Origin of the sequence: Novosphingobium sp. MBES04 (assembly GCF_000813185.1) — a bacterium.
GTDB lineage: Bacteria > Pseudomonadota > Alphaproteobacteria > Sphingomonadales > Sphingomonadaceae > Novosphingobium > Novosphingobium decolorationis.
The window spans coordinates 692,497-707,987 of the sequence record NZ_DF850488.1; the positions used below are offsets into that span (position 1 = coordinate 692,497).

General features: G+C 65.2%; 13 protein-coding genes. 8 read left to right on the forward strand and 5 right to left on the reverse strand.

The features are described from left to right. Nucleotides 1-62 precede the first annotated feature (62 nt). Genes MBENS4_RS03155 through MBENS4_RS03165 form a run of 3 tightly spaced genes read right to left on the reverse strand, consistent with a single transcriptional unit; the run spans nt 63 to nt 5,363 of the window. Nucleotides 63-1,853, reverse strand: a complete 1,791-nt coding sequence (locus tag MBENS4_RS03155) for an acyl-CoA dehydrogenase C-terminal domain-containing protein (RefSeq protein WP_039388707.1) — start codon at nt 1,851-1,853, stop codon at nt 63-65. Nucleotides 1,854-1,905: 52 nt separating this feature from the next. Next, the gene (locus MBENS4_RS03160) at nt 1,906-4,230 is read right to left on the reverse strand and encodes a 3-hydroxyacyl-CoA dehydrogenase/enoyl-CoA hydratase family protein (RefSeq protein ID WP_039388710.1); all 2,325 of its coding nucleotides are present in this window, start codon (nt 4,228-4,230) and stop codon (nt 1,906-1,908) included. Next, complete coding sequence (locus MBENS4_RS03165) at nt 4,227-5,363, reverse strand: thiolase family protein (protein ID WP_039388712.1); 1,137 nt, start codon at nt 5,361-5,363, stop codon at nt 4,227-4,229. The genes MBENS4_RS03160 and MBENS4_RS03165 overlap by 4 nt, the downstream gene beginning before the upstream one ends. A 224-nt stretch (nt 5,364-5,587) precedes the next feature. Between MBENS4_RS03165 and MBENS4_RS03170 the strand changes: the two genes are divergently transcribed. The 8 genes from MBENS4_RS03170 to MBENS4_RS03205 all read left to right on the forward strand — a co-directional run bounded on the left by MBENS4_RS03170 (nt 5,588) and on the right by MBENS4_RS03205 (nt 13,574). After that, complete coding sequence (locus MBENS4_RS03170) at nt 5,588-6,022, forward strand: DUF2147 domain-containing protein (protein ID WP_039388714.1); 435 nt, start codon at nt 5,588-5,590, stop codon at nt 6,020-6,022. A 59-nt stretch (nt 6,023-6,081) separates the two neighbouring features. After that, nucleotides 6,082-7,380, forward strand: coding sequence for a porin (locus MBENS4_RS03175; protein ID WP_144400837.1), 1,299 nt, complete (start codon nt 6,082-6,084; stop codon nt 7,378-7,380). After that, nucleotides 7,380-9,089 carry a long-chain-fatty-acid--CoA ligase gene (locus MBENS4_RS03180; RefSeq protein ID WP_039388718.1) on the forward strand — a complete coding sequence of 570 codons (1,710 nt, stop codon included), beginning with the start codon at nt 7,380-7,382 and terminating at the stop codon, nt 9,087-9,089. The genes MBENS4_RS03175 and MBENS4_RS03180 overlap by 1 nt, the downstream gene beginning before the upstream one ends. A gap of 41 nt (nt 9,090-9,130) precedes the next feature. Then, nucleotides 9,131-9,526 carry a MerR family transcriptional regulator gene (locus MBENS4_RS03185; RefSeq protein WP_039391661.1) on the forward strand — a complete coding sequence of 132 codons (396 nt, stop codon included), beginning with the start codon at nt 9,131-9,133 and terminating at the stop codon, nt 9,524-9,526. After that, entirely contained in the window at nt 9,516-10,397 is an 882-nt protein-coding gene (locus MBENS4_RS03190) for an acyl-CoA thioesterase (RefSeq protein ID WP_039388721.1), read from the forward strand. The genes MBENS4_RS03185 and MBENS4_RS03190 overlap by 11 nt, the downstream gene beginning before the upstream one ends. 146 nt (nt 10,398-10,543) lie before the next feature. Beyond that, on the forward strand, nt 10,544-12,907 hold the full coding sequence (locus tag MBENS4_RS03195; RefSeq protein WP_052321973.1) for a TonB-dependent receptor: 2,364 nt from the start codon (nt 10,544-10,546) through the stop codon (nt 12,905-12,907). 109 nt (nt 12,908-13,016) lie between these two features. Next, nucleotides 13,017-13,280 (forward strand): DksA/TraR family C4-type zinc finger protein, encoded by a 264-nt coding sequence (locus tag MBENS4_RS03200; protein WP_039388723.1) that lies wholly within the window; start codon nt 13,017-13,019, stop codon nt 13,278-13,280. Between the two features lie 63 nt (nt 13,281-13,343). Then, nucleotides 13,344-13,574 carry a hypothetical protein gene (locus tag MBENS4_RS03205; protein WP_039388726.1) on the forward strand — a complete coding sequence of 77 codons (231 nt, stop codon included), beginning with the start codon at nt 13,344-13,346 and terminating at the stop codon, nt 13,572-13,574. A gap of 122 nt (nt 13,575-13,696) precedes the next feature. On the opposite strand, the gene MBENS4_RS03210 is transcribed toward MBENS4_RS03205, so the two are convergent. Together MBENS4_RS03210 and MBENS4_RS25220 are read right to left on the reverse strand one after the other, a co-directional pair. Beyond that, entirely contained in the window at nt 13,697-14,113 is a 417-nt protein-coding gene (locus MBENS4_RS03210; RefSeq protein WP_039388729.1) for a hypothetical protein, read from the reverse strand. A 379-nt stretch (nt 14,114-14,492) separates the two neighbouring features. Continuing rightward, complete coding sequence (locus tag MBENS4_RS25220) at nt 14,493-15,344, reverse strand: hypothetical protein (protein ID WP_144400838.1); 852 nt, start codon at nt 15,342-15,344, stop codon at nt 14,493-14,495. Between the last annotated feature and the right edge of the window lie 147 nt (nt 15,345-15,491).

Genomic DNA, 15,491 nt, shown 5'->3' on the forward strand with positions numbered 1-15,491 from the left:
CCCGACCGGTTGGCCCATCCTTATCCCGCCGCGCAGGACTGCGGCGGGAACAGGGAGGAGCGTCAGAAGGCGTCTGCCTCCAATTCCATCATCGAGGCCTTGCCCGACTTGATCGCCAGGAACGCCGCCGTTGCTTGGGGCAGCAGGCGGTCGAAGAAGAACCGCGCGGTCGTGATCTTGGCCTTGTAGAAGGCCGCGTCCTCAGCGCCCTCGGCAAGCTTGCCGCGCGCGATCAGCGCGGCCTTGGCGAAGGTATAGCCCATCGCAACAAGGCCGATCAGGCGCAGGTAGTCGGTCGCAGCCGCCGCAGCTTCCTCGGGGTCCTTCATGCCCTTCTGGGCAATCGTGCCGGTCGAGAGTTGCAGCGCGCCGAAGGCCTTTTCCAGCCCCTCGATCATCTTGCCGAAGTCCGCATCCTCCTTGTTCGCCTCGACGAAAGCGGCGACCGGGTGGAAGAACGAACGCAAGTAGCGGCCCATGTGCGCGGGCATCTTGCGCCCGACAAGGTCCAGCGCCTGAATACCGTTGGTGCCCTCGTAGATCATCGCGATGCGCGCATCGCGGGCGAACTGTTCAACCCCGCTTTCCGCGATATAGCCGTGCCCGCCGTAAACCTGGACAGCCAGGTGCGCGGCTTCGTGGCCAAGGTCGGTGAAGAGCGCCTTCACGACCGGCGTCATCAGCGCGATGAAGTCCTGCGCCCGGGCCTTGACCTCGGGGTCGGTCGAGTGGCGCTCGGCATCGAGCGCGCGGGCGACCCAGGCTCCGATGGCGCGGCTGCCCTCGTTGTAGGCGCGCATCGTCATCAGCATGCGGCGCACGTCGGGGTGGACGATGATCGGATCGGCGGGGCCAGCGGGGTTCTTGACGCCCGAGAGCGAGCGGCCCTGCACGCGGTCCTTCGCATACCACACCGCCGACTGGTAGGCCGCCTCGCCCACGCCAAGCCCCTGGATGCCCACCGAGACGCGCTCGGTGTTCATCATCGTGAACATGGCCTCCATGCCCTTGTGCGGCTTGCCCACGAGCCAGCCCACGCTGTCCTCGAAGTTGAGCTGACAGGTGGCGGACGCCTTGAGGCCCATCTTGTGTTCAATCGCCTGGACCGAGACGCCGTTGGCCGCTCCCGGCGTGCCATCGTCCTTGGGCAGGTACTTGGGCACCAGGAACAGGCTGATCCCCTTCACGCCCGGAGGCGCGTCGGGCATGCGCGCCAGGACCAGGTGGACGATGTTCTGGGTCAAGTCATGCTCGCCCGCCGAGATGAAGATCTTGGCGCCGGTCAGCTTGTAGGAACCGTCATCCTGCGGCACGGCCTTGGTGCGCAACATCCCAAGGTCCGTGCCGCAGTGGGGCTCGGTCAAGCACATGGTGCCCGACCATTCCCCGGAAACCATCTTCGGCAGGTAGGCCTGCTTCAATTCGTCGCTGGCATAACCCTCGATCGCGGTCGTCGCGCCGTGGGTCAGGCCGGGGTAAAGGCTGAAGGAGAGGTTGGCCGAGCAGATCATCTCCTCGGTCAGCTTGTTGACCGCTTCGGGCAGGCCCTGCCCGCCCCATTCCGGATCCGAGGCAAGCGCGCACCAGCCGCCCTCGCGGAACATGTCATAGGCTTCCTTGAAGCCCTTGGGCGTGCGCACAACGCCGTTTTCCAGCGTGCAGCCTTCCATGTCGCCGCTGCGGTTCAGGGGCAGGAGCACTTCCTGTGCGACCTTCGCCGCCTCTTCCAGGATCGCGCCGGTCAGGTCCGGCGTGAATTCGGACAGCGCCTCCAGATCGCCGAACCCGTCGTCGGCGTGAAGCTCGTTCAGCACGAACGCCATGTCGCGCAAGGGGGCCTCGTATACCTGCATCTCAACTCTCCTCGCGGGGGACACGCAGCGCGCGTCCCCCTGTTCTTTTCACTTAGTTGCGCAGCGGCTTGCCGGTCTCGAGCATATGCTCGACGCGGGCAATCGAACGCGGCTCACGCACCAGTTTCATGAAGGCGTCGCGCTCCAGCTTCAGCAGTTCCTGCTCGCTTACAGTGTCGACCAGATCCGCTTCGCCGCCGGTCAGCACTTCGGCGAGGGCATCCGAGACAACGAGGTCGTACTCGGTCGCAAGGCCGCGCTTGTGGAAGCCTTGTGCGGCCATCGCGAGGCCGACGCGCCCGCTGTCGCCGGGGAGCCGGAACTCGGGCGCTTCGGGCGGGGCGTAGCCTTCGACCAGCGAGAGAGCCTTCTGCTTTGCATCGTAGAGCAGACGGTCCCGGTTCATGGTGATCCCGTCATCGGGGCGCAGGAAGAGCATTTCCTTGGCCTGCGCGGCCGACTTGGAGACAGTGGCGGTCGAAACGGTCTCAAAGACCTTGGCGACGGGCGGCATTGGACCATTAGGCATCTTGGCCGCATTGCGCGCACGCAGCAGCATCTCACCATTGCCACCCCAGCCGGGCACCAGCCCGACGCCGCATTCGACGAGGCCGGTGTAGAGCTCGGCATGGGCCTGGACCGCATCGCAGTGGAGCAGAATCTCGCAGCCCCCGCCCAGCGCCATGCCCGCAGGGGCGCCGACGACCGGGAACGGGGCGTACTTCAGGCCCTTGTAGGCCATCTGGCCGCCCGCCACGAGCTTCTCGATCTCCGAATAGGCCGCGATGTTCACCGCGAATAGGGCAAGGCCCAGGTTCGCCCCTGCCGAGAAGTTGTCGGCATCGGTGTAGACGACCAGCGCCTTGTACTTCTCCTGGACGAGCGGCAGCGCCTGGACGATGAGCTTCATCACCTCGCCATCCAATGCGTTCATCTTGCCCGTGAATTCGAGCGCGACGACGCCATCGCCGATATCCCAGAGCGCGGCCGAGGCGTTCTTGAGGATCGGCTGGGAGGCCAGCTTCACATCGGCGAGGCGCAGCACGCCCTCGGGACGCACGATGTCGTGGTATTCACCATCAAGGCCAAGGTGCTGGCGCACGCCGTTCTCGACGCGGTAGAAGCTGCGCTCGCCCGCCACCTTGAGGATCTCGGGCACCGGTTGGCCACTCTCCTCCAGGCGCTTGGCGAGATAGGCCGCGCCCAGGACGTCGATCATCTCGAAGGGGCCTTGCTTCCAGTTATAGCCCAGCTTCATCGCATCATCGATGGCGACCACATCGTCCGCCGCCTCGGGCACCAGGCTTGCCGCGTAGGCCAGCGTACCGCCCAGGATCGCCCAGGCATATTCGCCGATCTCGCCCTTGATCTCGACCAGCTTGCGCAAGTTGCCCTTGGCCGCCGCCCCGCGCGGGCCCGCCGGACGGGTGACGGCATGGTACTCGCCCGTGGCCAGGTCGATAACCTCCTTCTGGCGGCCCTTTTCCTTGTTGAGGCGGTAGAACCCACCCTTGCCCTTGCGACCGGTGTAGCCATCCGCGATCATCTTCTGGATGAGCGGAATGTCGCGCGCGATGGCCTGGTAGGGATCGTCCTTGGCCAGCGTCGAGGTGAGGCTGGCCTGAAGGTGCGGCATGAGGTCGATGCCGACCAGATCGACAAGGCCGAAGATGCCGGTCCTGGGCACGCCCATCGGCTTGCCCGCCACTGCGTCGGCCAGTTCCACCGAGATCCCCATGTCAAAGGCGGCGTTGAGGCCAAGCTGGATCCACAAGGTGCCGATGCGGTTGGCGATGAAACCGGGGGTGTCCTTGGCCGCAACGACCGTCTTGCCCAGCTTCACGTCGGCGAATTCCTCGACCTTCGCGGCGACATCGGGTGCCGTGGCCGGGCCGGTCACGATCTCCATCAGGCGCATGTAGCGCGGCGGGTTGAAGAAGTGGGTGATGAGGAAGTCGGCCTTGAAGGCGTCCGTGCGGCCCTCGACGAGGTTCGCAAGGGGGATCGTCGAGGTGTTCGACGAGACCGCCGTGCCGGGCTTCTTCAGCGCTTCGAGCTTCTCGTAAAGGCCCTGCTTGATGTCGAGCCGCTCGATCACCGCCTCGATGATCCAGTCGCAGGTCGCGACCTTCTCAAGGTCGTCCTCGATATTGCCGGTCTCGACCAGCTTGGCCGCCGATTTGCTCATGAACGGCGCAGGCTCGGTCTTGAGCATCTTCGCAACTGCGCCTTGCGCGATGGCGTTGCGGTTGGCTCCGTCCTTGGGGACGATATCGAGCAAAAGCACGGGGACACCGGCGTTGGCGACCTGCGCCGCGATACCCGCGCCCATGGTGCCAGCCCCGATCACGCAGACTTTCTGGATAGCCTGGGTCATTCCACCGCCTCCAGAACCGTCGCGATGCCCTGCCCGCCGCCGATGCACTGGCTGGCGAGCGCGTACTTGCCGCCCTCGCGCTTCAGCAGCGAGGCCGCCTTGCCGACAATGCGCGCGCCGGTCGCGCCCAGCGGATGGCCGATGGCAATGGCGCCCCCGTCGATATTGGTTTTCGCGGTATCGAGGCCCAGGTCCTTGATGCAGGCGATGGCCTGCGAGGCGAAGGCCTCGTTCAGCTCGACCACGTCGAGGTCGGCCGCGGTGATCCCGGCGCGCTCCATCGCCTTCTGGCTGGAGAGGATGGGGCCAAGCCCCATCGTCTCGGGCGCGCAGCCCGAAATCGCGACCGACTTGATGCGGGCCAGAATCGGGAGGCCATGGGCCCTCGCATAGCTTTCCGTAGTGACCAGCACCGCGCTCGCGCCGTCGGTCAGCGGCGAGGACGTGCCCGCCGTCACCGAACCCTTGGCATCAAACGCAGGCTTGAGCCCGGCGAGATCTTCCGCTGTCGTACCGCCGCGAATGGTGCCGTCCTGCTCGACCAGGCCCGCCTTGGTCTCGATGGGCACGATCTCATCGACGAACTTGCCCGCATCGCGCGCAGCACTGGCGCGCTTCTGGCTTTCGACCGCAAGCGCCTCCTGCTCGGCGCGCGGGATCTGGTACTTGGTCGCGACGTTCTCAGCCGTCTCGCCCATGCCCATGTAGGCGGCGGACTTTTCGGCGAGCGCGCGGTTGGGCATCGGGTTGAAGCCCATCATCGGCACCCGGCTCATCGATTCGATCCCTGCGCAGATGAAAGCCTCGCCCGCGCCCACGGCGATCTGGCCCATGGCGATGTGGATCGCGCTCATCGACGAGCCGCAGAAGCGGTTGACGGTCATCCCGCCGACCGAGAGCGGCAGGTCCGAAAGCAGGCCGATCAGGCGCGCGACATTAAGGCCCTGCTCGCCTTCGGGAAAGGCGCAGCCCACGATGAGGTCCTCGATGTCGGCGGCTTCCACGCCGGTCTTCGCGATCAGGCCGCGCACGACCTGCGCCGCCAGGTCATCGGGACGAACCCGCGCCAGCGCGCCCTTGTTGGCCAGGTGAAAGGGGGAGCGGGCGTAACCCGCAATGACGACGCTATCCATGCATTCTCTCCACAGGCGAACCCGGTTCGTTCGAATCCCTCTTGCGGCGATTCCGTCAACGTCCGGATCTGAATCTTGTCGATGTCTTCCCTAAGGGTGCAATTCTTTCCCTATACGTCAAGCAAAATTTGCGCTATCGAATCTTCAACACGGCAGGCCGTGGCCCGGTTCCCAACCCGGGTCACGGTCGAGACCGTAGGAAGAGAGAGGATGAAAGATTGCGCATGCACACCAGCAAATCCGCGCTTCTTGCGCTTGCTGCCGGGCTTGGCCTGGCCGCACCTGCGCAGGCAGCCAGCGCCGATTCGGCGCTCGGCACCTGGCGCACCCCATCGAAGAACGGCACCATCGAGATTTCGCGCTGCGGCGCCTCGATCTGCGGCCGCCTGGTCAGCTCGGACAACCTGAAGAAGAACCCGGACCTGCGCGACGTCAACAACAAGGACGAAGCCAAGCGCACCCGCAAACTGAAGGGTCTGCAGATCATCGGCGGCTTCGAGAAGGACGGCGACAAGTGGGAGAAGGGCTCGATCTACAACCCCGAAGACGGGGGCACCTACAAGGCCACGATCTCGCTGGACGGACCCAATACGCTCAAGCTGAAAGGCTGCATCGTGTGGCCCTTGTGCAAGACCCAGACCTGGACGCGGATCGACTAGCCTCCTTCGCGCGTTAACGCCTTACAACACCAAAATATCCTTCTTGGGAGAGAAGACACATGACACGAATGACTGGGCGGGTCGCCCTTTGCACGGCGGTATCGCTGGGCGCTCTGGGCGCAGCGGGCACGGCCCACGCGCAAGGTTTCTATCTTCAGGAGCAGTCGGTGCGCGCCCAGGGCCGCGCGTTTTCGGGCGAAGCCGCCGATACGGGCGTCGAATCCATCTGGTGGAACCCCGCTTCCATTGCCGGGATGGAAGGCGGCGAAGCCTCGCTCCACGCCAGCGCCATCCTGCCGCGCGGCAAGGTGCGCGATGAGAACACGCTGATCGTGCGCCCGGGCACCGCGCCGGCCTCCGTCGGCGGCGATCCGGTCGCCAAGGACCCGATCAACACCGGCGTCCTGCCGTCCGGCGCGATTGCCTACGGCTTTGGCAAGTTCGCCTTCGGCCTTGCGGTCAGCGCCCCCTACAACTTCACCACCGACTATTCGGAAGACAGCTGGGCGCGCTACACCGCCGACAAGACCGAGCTGCGCACCATCGACATCCAGCCCACCATCGCGGTCGAGCTGGCACCGGGCATTCACCTGGGCGCGGGCCTCAACGTCCAGCACGCCAAGGCCGAACTCTCGAACTACCTGCCCAACCTGTCCGCCGCGCTTCCCGATGGGCACCAGCGCCTCAAGGGCGATGGCTGGAACACGGGCTGGTCGGTCGGCGCGCAGATGCACCGCGGCCCTGTCTCGCTCGGCCTCGCCTACAAGTCGGCGATCAAGCACAAGCTCGACGGTACGCTCACCAATTCGGGACTGCTGGGGCCGCTGGCCGGGCAGAACATGGAAGTGGCGACCAGCGCGACTTTCTCCACGCCCTGGCAGGCAATCGGATCGGTCCGCTACCGCGCGACACCCGAGCTCACCCTCAACTTCCAGGCGGTGCGCGTAGGCTGGAGCGAGTTTGATTCAATTGATCTGGGCGCGCCCATCAACACCTCGATCCCCGAAGGCTACCGCGACATCTGGAGCCTGGCGGGCGGCTTCGACTACGCCCTCGATCCCAAGCTCACCGTGCGCGGCGGCATCCAGTACGGGCAGACGCCCACGCGCGATGGCCACCGCGACGCGCGCGTACCCGACAGCGACCGCCTGAACTTCTCGGCCGGTGCCAGCTACGCGGCCACGCGCAACCTGACGGTGGACTTCGCAGCCTCGTACATCAGCTTCGAGGACGCGCCGATCGACCGCACCACGGCCTCCTACGCGGGAACACCTGTGCAGACGCCGATCCTGGTGGACGGCACCTTGACCGATGCCTCCGCCCTCGTCTTCTCTCTTGGCGCAAGGATGACCTTCTGATGACACGCGCGGCGCAGATGGGCGGCATGGACCGCCTGGCACAGACTTCCTCCCTCGCTACGGCGGACGAGATGCCCCCCATCGCGCCGCGCCTGCTGACCGACCTGCTCGACCACGCTGTCGAGGTCCACGGGGACTGGAACGCCGTGGACTTCATGGGCCGCAAGTGGACCTACGAGGAGATCGGCGAGCGCGCGCAGCGTGCGGCGCGCGGCTTCCAGGACCTGGGCGTCGTCAAGGGCACGCGGGTCGGCCTGTGCCTGCCCAACACGCCCTATTACGTGATCCTCTATTTCGCGATCCTGCGCGTGGGCGGCGTCGTGGTGAACTTCAATCCGCTCTACACCGAGCGTGAGATGGCGCACCTTGTCGAGGATTCGGGTTGCGAGATCCTTGTCACGGCCGACCTGCAAGTCTCCATGCCCAAGGTCGCCGACCTGCTCGGCAAGCACCAGCTGAAGCGCGTCGTCGTGTGTTCCTTTGCCGATGCCCTGCCTTCGCTCAAGCGCGGCGCGTTCCTGCTCTTCAAGCGCGGCGACATCGTGCCCTTCCCCGAGCATGACCTGCGTTTCATCGCCTACGACGATCTTGTCGCGCGCCGGGTCGCGCCCGATCCGGTCGCCCGCGATCCCGACGACCTCGCCGTGCTGCAGTACACCGGCGGCACCACCGGCGTGCCCAAGGGCGCGATGCTCACCCACGCGAACCTTACCGCCAATTCGGCGCAGATGCTTGCCCACGTGGGCCACATGCCCGAGACGCAGGAGCGCACGCTGGGGGTCCTCCCGCTCTTCCACGTCTTTGCCCTGACGACGGTGCTCAACTACTCCATCGACACCGCGGCCGAGATGATCCTCCTGCCCCGCTTCGAGATGAAGTCCTTCCTCAAGACCGCGCTGCGCACCAGGCCGACCCAGTTCTTCGGGGTGCCCACGCTCTACACCGCATTGAACGGCGAGGAGACGCACGGCGCCTTTTCCAGCGTGCGGGTGTGCATTTCGGGCGGCGCGCCGCTCCCGCTGGAGGTGCGCCACACCTTCGAGGAACGCACCGGCGTGCGCGTGGTGGAAGGCTACGGCCTTTCCGAAGCCAGCCCGATCATCACCTGCAACCCGCTCGAGGGTGAGGTCAAGGACAACTCGTGCGGGCCCGCCTTTCCCGGCACGACTATCGAGATCCGCGATCCCGACAATCTGGAGCGCCTGTGCGCAGTCGGCGAAAAGGGCGAAGTCTGCGCACGCGGCCCCCAGGTCATGTCGGGTTACTGGAACCGCCCGGAGGAAAGCGAAAAGACCTTCACCCACGGCGCGCTGCGCACCGGCGACATCGGCTACGTCGATAAGGACGGCTATCTCTTCCTCGTCGACCGCATCAAGGACGTGATCCTGTGCGGAGGCTACAACGTCTACCCGCGCATCATCGAGGAGGCGATCTACGAGCACCCGATGGTGAACGAGGCCGCCGTGATCGGCATCCCCCACCCCTATCGCGGACAGGCCCCCAAGGCCTTCGTCGCACTCCACCCCGGTGACACCCTTTCGGACGAGGAACTGTTGGAATTCCTGCGCGAACGGCTTAACAAGATCGAGATGCCCTCCGCGATCGAATTTCGAGACTCCCTGCCCAAGACCCTTGTCGGCAAGCTTTCCAAGAAGGAGCTCGTCGCCGAGGAAAAGGCGCGCCGCGGCGAAACCGGGGACGCGGCGTGAACGCGCTGGAGCCGGAACCTGACGGCGATCCGGCCCCCGACATGCTCGGCATCCAGGAGGCGGCGAGCCAGCTGGGCGTCACCATGCGCACCTTGCGCTTCTACGAGGACAAGGGCCTGATTGCGCCCCAGCGCGCGGGCACCATGCGCATCTATTCGCGGCGCGAGATCGGCCGCATGCAGCTGATCCTGCGCGGCAAGCGGCTGGGCTTCACGATCCGCGAGATCAAGGAATTCCTCGACCTCTACGAAGTCGATCCCGAACATGTCGAACAGATGCGCAACCTGCGCCAGAAGGTGCAGGAGCGCATCAAGGACCTGCGCAAGCAGAAAAAGGCGATCGAACAGACGCTAGGCGAACTCGTCGCGATCGAAACCGAAGCCAGCGAGTGGATCGCCAGGGCCCGGCCGGACCAGGAGACGCACGATGCTGGATAACCCCTCCTCCCTTGCCGTGGCGGCGCTGGGGGACCTGCTCACCATCGAGCGGCTCGACACCGATCTCTACAGGGCCCCCGCCAGCGACACCGAGCCGGGCCGGGTCTTCGGCGGCCAGGTGGTGGCCCAGGCCCTGCGCGCGGCCGCGCTCAGCGTGGAGGACGCCCGCCAGTGCCATTCGCTCCACGCCTACTTCCTGCGCGCAGGCGACGTGCGCAAGCCGATCATCTACCGCACCTTGCGCGACTACGACGGCGGCAGCTTCACCCACCGCCGCGTCGTCGCGATCCAGGACGGGCGCCCGATCCTGAACCTGGCCAGCTCCTTCCACCGCGCCGAGCCCGGCTTCGCGCACGCGCAGACCATGCCGCAGTTGCCCGCGCCTGACGATTGCCCGGATCTGGCAACCGCACTTGCCGCAATGGGACAGGCGATTTCGTCGGGCTCACTCGTCAAGCTCGCCGCCTTCGATGTGCGCGTCGCGCCCGAGGTCAGCGGCTCGGGCGAAGGCCATGGCGGGGGAGATGCCCTCCCCGCGCAGCATTACTGGATTCGCCTCGCCAGTCCGATGCAGGCCGATCCTGCGCTGCAGCGCGTGCTGCTCGCCTACATCAGCGACTTCGCGCTGCTGCGCACGACCTCGCTGCCGCACCCCACCCAGTTCTTCTCGCCACGACTCCAGGCCGCGAGCCTCGACCACGCCATGTGGTTCCACACCGATCCCGATGTCGATGACTGGCTGCTCTACACCATGGACAGCCCCTGGGCCGGGCACGCCCGCGGCTATGCGCGCGGCGCCCTGTTCGACCGCAAGGGCACGCTTGTCGCCAGCGCCACACAGGAAGGTCTCATCCGCCCGGTCGAGGGCTGAAGTCCCTGCAACGGCGCGACGAATCTGCGCCAGGCTAACGCCCTCCCCACATATCGCTCCAGATTGGTCCTAGGTCCAATTGCGAGGATCCCGGCCCCCTTCCTAGGCTCTCCCCACGAATTCGATCCAGGGAGAGATCAAGGATCATGCGCAGATGCTCCGCGATCGCGGCGAGCCTGTGGTGCGCGAGCCTCGCCGCCCCGGCCACCGCCCAGACGTCCGCGACCCAGACGACGGGCATCCGGACAGAGGACGACGAGGTCCCGACCATCGTCGTCACTGCGCCAGGCGGGCGCTTCGATCTCGACGATGCGATCCAACTCGATGCGTCCGACATCACCCGCAACGGCACGCCGGACCTTCTGGGCGCGCTCACCCGCACATTGCCCGGCGCCAGCCTGCAGGACGCGCAGGGCAACCCCTGGCAGCCCAATCTCGTCTACCGCGGCTTCGTTGCCTCCCCGCTCCAGGGCCAGGCGCAAGGGATCGCGGTCTACCTTGATGGTGCCCGCTTCAACCAGCCCTTCGGCGATACCGTGGGCTTCGACCTCATCCCGGACGCCGCGATCCGCAGCGTCACGCTCGCCGACCCCAGCCCCGCCTACGGCCTCAACGCGCTTGGCGGCACGATGGTGCTGCAGACCGCGACCGGACGCAGCGATCCCGGCATGGACACTTCCCTTGCCGCGGGCCGCTTTGGTGAGCGCACGGTGAGCCTCTCGGCCGGGGGCAGAACCGGCGCCTTCAGCTACTTCGGCGCCTTCCAGTCCCGGCGTGAGCGGGGCTGGCGCGATTTCAGCCCGTCCGATCTGGTCAACGGCTACGCGGACCTTGGCCTTGATGGCGTCGATGCGGGCGTCCATGTGAAAATTATCGCGGCCGACACCGACCTGACCGGCAACGGCGTGGCCCCTGTCGAACTGCTCGCCGCGCGCCGTCGCTCGGTCTTCAGCTGGCCGGACAATTCGCAAAGCCGCTATGGCCGGATCAGCGTCCACCCCTGGGTCGCGCTCGGCTCCGACACCCGGATCGAGGCCACCGCCTATCGCCAGCGCCTCAAGGTCTCGACCCTCAACGGCGATGTCGCCGACATCGAGCCGTGCGAGGACGACGAGGCCCTGCTCTGTCTCGAAGGCGCAGGCGGCGATGACGACGACAATGACGATGATGGCGGCGAAGAAAGCTGGGTCCTGACCGACCCTGCCGGCCAGCCGATCCCTGCCTTGCCGGGCGTCGATGGCTACGGCGTCCTCAACAGGGGCAATGTCCATACCCGCTCGATGGGGGTCCTCGCCCAGATCATCGACGAGCGCGCCTTGTGGACCGGAGAGAACCATCTGGCGCTCGGCTTCAGCTACGATACCAGCACCAGCACGTTTGGCGCAGGCACCACCCTCGGCGCCCTGACCGAAGATCGCAGCGTCGAGGGTCTCGGCGTCCAGATCGTGCAGGAGGACGGTGCCATTGCGCCCGTGCGCCTCACTGCCACGACCCGCTATTGGGGCCTGTTCCTAGCCGACAGCCTCCCCTTGACCGACAGTCTGCGCGCCGAAATCGGCCTTCGCTACAACCGCGCCCGGATCGAGCTGATCGACGGCATCGGCACCGCGCTCAATGGGACGCACCACTTCTCCCGCCTCAACCCGGGGATCGAGTTCGACTGGCGTGTCGCCCCGGCCCTCACCTTGCGCGCGGGCTACACCGAGACCAACCGCACACCCACCCCGGCCGAACTCTCCTGCGCGGACGAAGACGCGCCGTGCAGCCTCACCAACTTCTTCGTCGCCGATCCGCCCTTGAAGCAGGTCGTTGCCAAGACCTTCGAGGTGGGCGCGGCGGGCCAGACCACGCACGGCGGATGGACGTTCGACTGGTTGGCGAGCGGCTGGCGCACCACCAACACCGACGATATCCAGTACGTCGCCTCCGAGGTGCGCGGCCGGGCCTACTTCCGCAACATGGGCTCGACCCGCCGTCAGGGCCTGGAATTGACGGTGAAAGCGCAAAACGGCGGCTGGCGCATCGCGGCCGGGTATGCCTTCACCGACGCGACCTTCCGCCAGGCGCTTGCCGTATCAAGCCCCTCGCATCCCCTCGCCGACGAAGACGGCCAGATCAAGGTCCGCCCCGGAGATCGCCTCCCCGGCATCGCGCGCCACGGCGCCACGCTCAGCGCCGACTACGAAGGCGTGCTAGGCAGCCGGACCTTCTCGATAGGCGGCGATGTCCTTGCCCGCTCGGGTCAGGGCCTGGTCGGCGACGAGGCCAACCTCACCCCGCGTGTCCCCGGCTATGTCCTGGTCCACCTGCGCGCGAGCCTGGAACTGGTCCCGGGCCTCTCGCTCTTTGCCAACGTGCGCAACCTGCTTGACCGCGACTACGCCACTTTCGGCACGTTCAGCGAAGTCGACGAGGTCGACCTTGCCGAAGCCCCGGATGCCTCCAACCCGCGCGCCTATGGCCCCGGCGCCCCACGCCGCTGGACCCTGGGCCTGCGCGCCCGCTTCTGACGATGCAGGCCCCTCTCCCCAGCGCCTGAGTACGGTGCCTGAGGCGACAGCATTGAATCGCCCGCATCGGGTCCCCACGTCGTAACCCACGATACGAATGGGAATGGATATGGCCGGTGGATGGTCGCGCGATGGCGCGGTGCAGGATCAGATTGATGACACGGTAAGCGACGCGGTGCGCGGCGCACGCGCCCGGATGCCCGCTGGCGAGGGGCTCGAATACTGCGAAGAGTGCGGCGAGACCATTCCTCCCCGTCGGCGCGAAGCCCTGCCGGGCGTGCGAACCTGCGTCGCCTGCCAGGGGCAACGCGACAAGACGATCGCCCATTCCCACATCAACCGGCGCGGCAGCAAGGACAGCCAGTTGCGCTGACGCCGCCCAAGTGCCTGCGCGCGCCGTGTTGGAATAGCCGCCGCGAACAGCTATGCGGCGGGCATGACGGCATCCGATCTCGAACACCTGCTGATAACACGCCTCGTCCGGCAAAATGGCGGCACCACCCAGACCTGGCGCCGAGCCGTCGGGAAGGTCATCGTGCGCGACAGGAAGACACACCCGCATTGCAACTGGGATGTCAGGCCTGGCGGCACCGAGGCCCAACGCGCCGCCATCGAAAGCCTGCTCGACGACGTGCGGCTTGAATGCGCCTTCGTGGAAGCCGGCTAAGCGCCGCACAGGACTGCGCCGCCAGCCAGAAAGAGGCTGCTTCGCGCCCTAGTCGGTCGTTCTAGGGCCGATCTGGTGCGCCGAGCAGCGGTCGGTCCGGTTTCCTTTGCCGCGCAGGTTCGTCAGCTGCTGGGATGGGTGAGAAGCGGTCCTAGAATTTTTCGAGATCCGAGCCAAAGACGCTTCCACCATTTGCTTTGAGTATCTGCGATCTCAGCCTTCCCTCCGAGGCGGGCGGATGGATGGGCCGCGAACAGGACGGTAAGCATTTCTTTGCTTAGGCCATCAGGCAGCGGAACGGAGGCCGAATCTTGCAGCACGTCATCGATGAACACTTCTAAAGTCGTGACGTTCGCCCAAATGACCAGGCAGTCGGTTCCCCACTCGATCTCGCCTACAGAGCCTTTCTCGGAGCCCCCCGCCCCTTTCAGGGCGACTGTTGAGCGGGCAGGAACCTCGAACTGCTCTGCCCAAGGCTCAAGCCACAGAACCAGCTTTTCAGGCCCTGGATTCGAAAAGCTGCAGTCGTAGTCAGACATTCTCATTCGCCATTCTTCGCAGATGGCATCAAGAACGGCAATTGATCGCGCTCCAAAGATCTGGCGGTTCGGCTGCGCGCCCATCCAAGCCGCTCAGGTGCGAAAATGTCGCGCCTGCGAGCGGTCGGTCCTCCTTTGACCGGGGCTGGGACAGAGCCGCGATTCCAGGCGACCTGTGACTGCGGCGACTTCCGCTGGAAGCGGCCGTTGCCATTTCGATGGATCATCTACACGTAACGCGAAACGTGAAGGGGACGGGAAAGGCAGGGGCCAATGCAGCATCAGTGCTTGGGGTGTTTGCGAATGCGCAGTCGTGGCCTTTTCCCCTCAGCCCGCCATTAATGCGGCCGACGCCAAAGCGAGATCTAAAAAAAATCTTCTATTCATCGACTGACACCCCATCTTCCAAAAGGGGGACAATTATGGCTTGTAGCTCGTCACTGGAAAGGCAGTTCTCGAACGATATACTTTGCCGTGCAACCTCGCGATCCATGCGGTCCTCACGCCGGATCATTTCCCGCATCATTTTTGTATTAACTGTGCGATCCGACCACGAAAACGCTTCGGGAATTTTTCCTACATCAAGTCGCGCAATGTTTGGTCCGCCACTAATCCTGAATTCTGATCCATTCGCCCATTTGGTGACTAGCCCGAGTGTAAAGCCACCTTCGGCGAAGGTTTTCATCGATTCTGGTGGGCCTGCAAAACTCGCATACTGGCCACCGGGAATTTCAGCAGTGTCGGTATTCTGGTACTGATCGCACCGACGAAAGCCTGTGATTTTGCCATTTTCAGAATTGATCCAGTATCGTCTAACTCGCTTCTCTGGGTCAGACGTGACGGATCGCTCCGCTGGTGGCGGCGGAACCAGCTGCTCAAAAACGTAAGCCTTTCCGGCAAACGTCTGCGCAACTTTTCCGCCTGACCGAAGCACAGTATCAGCAATGCCCGCAACCGGATCGCCGATGTTCAGATCAAGCCCGTCCATCGTTAAATGTGGGCTGTCAGGCTTTTCGTTTGAGCTTCCTTCGCAGAGTGTGGCGGGCGGCATGGATTGTATCTCTTTAAAACCGCTTGGCCTCGGCGGTTTCGCTGCCATCGCCATCGTACATTTTGGCGGGCCGCTTGGAACCTGAGTCACCTTAGCATCGATGACTGCGGCATCGTTTGACGCGGGCTGTTGCTGTTCACAACTCGCGCACAGTGCCGCCAGCAAAATCACTTTTTTCAATGCTGCCCCCCTAACGCTGTGTTCTACTTGTTCCATAGGCAACGTAAGTTGGCAACGGAGGACAATTGCCCGCAAAAGGGGGCTCCAAAACCGACATTCCGCTACCGGCCCAGGCTAGATGCCAGCGGCAGGGGATCGAACCCGGGC

Bases quoted from the DNA above. Each gene is read 5' to 3' on its own strand.
- MBENS4_RS03205 (WP_039388726.1), top strand. From the start codon at position 13,344: ATGACGGCATCCGATCTCGAACACCTGCTGATAACACGCCTCGTCCGG.
- MBENS4_RS03175 (WP_144400837.1), top strand. From the start codon at position 6,082: ATGACACGAATGACTGGGCGGGTCGCCCTTTGCACGGCGGTATCGCTG.
- MBENS4_RS03155 (WP_039388707.1), bottom strand. From the start codon at position 1,853: ATGCAGGTATACGAGGCCCCCTTGCGCGACATGGCGTTCGTGCTGAAC.
- MBENS4_RS03200 (WP_039388723.1), top strand. From the start codon at position 13,017: ATGGCCGGTGGATGGTCGCGCGATGGCGCGGTGCAGGATCAGATTGAT.
- MBENS4_RS03190 (WP_039388721.1), top strand. From the start codon at position 9,516: ATGCTGGATAACCCCTCCTCCCTTGCCGTGGCGGCGCTGGGGGACCTG.
- MBENS4_RS03170 (WP_039388714.1), top strand. From the start codon at position 5,588: ATGCACACCAGCAAATCCGCGCTTCTTGCGCTTGCTGCCGGGCTTGGC.
- MBENS4_RS03165 (WP_039388712.1), bottom strand. From the start codon at position 5,363: ATGGATAGCGTCGTCATTGCGGGTTACGCCCGCTCCCCCTTTCACCTG.
- MBENS4_RS03180 (WP_039388718.1), top strand. From the start codon at position 7,380: ATGACACGCGCGGCGCAGATGGGCGGCATGGACCGCCTGGCACAGACT.
- MBENS4_RS03195 (WP_052321973.1), top strand. From the start codon at position 10,544: ATGCGCAGATGCTCCGCGATCGCGGCGAGCCTGTGGTGCGCGAGCCTC.
- MBENS4_RS03210 (WP_039388729.1), bottom strand. From the start codon at position 14,113: ATGTCTGACTACGACTGCAGCTTTTCGAATCCAGGGCCTGAAAAGCTG.
- MBENS4_RS03160 (WP_039388710.1), bottom strand. From the start codon at position 4,230: ATGACCCAGGCTATCCAGAAAGTCTGCGTGATCGGGGCTGGCACCATG.
- MBENS4_RS03185 (WP_039391661.1), top strand. From the start codon at position 9,131: ATGCTCGGCATCCAGGAGGCGGCGAGCCAGCTGGGCGTCACCATGCGC.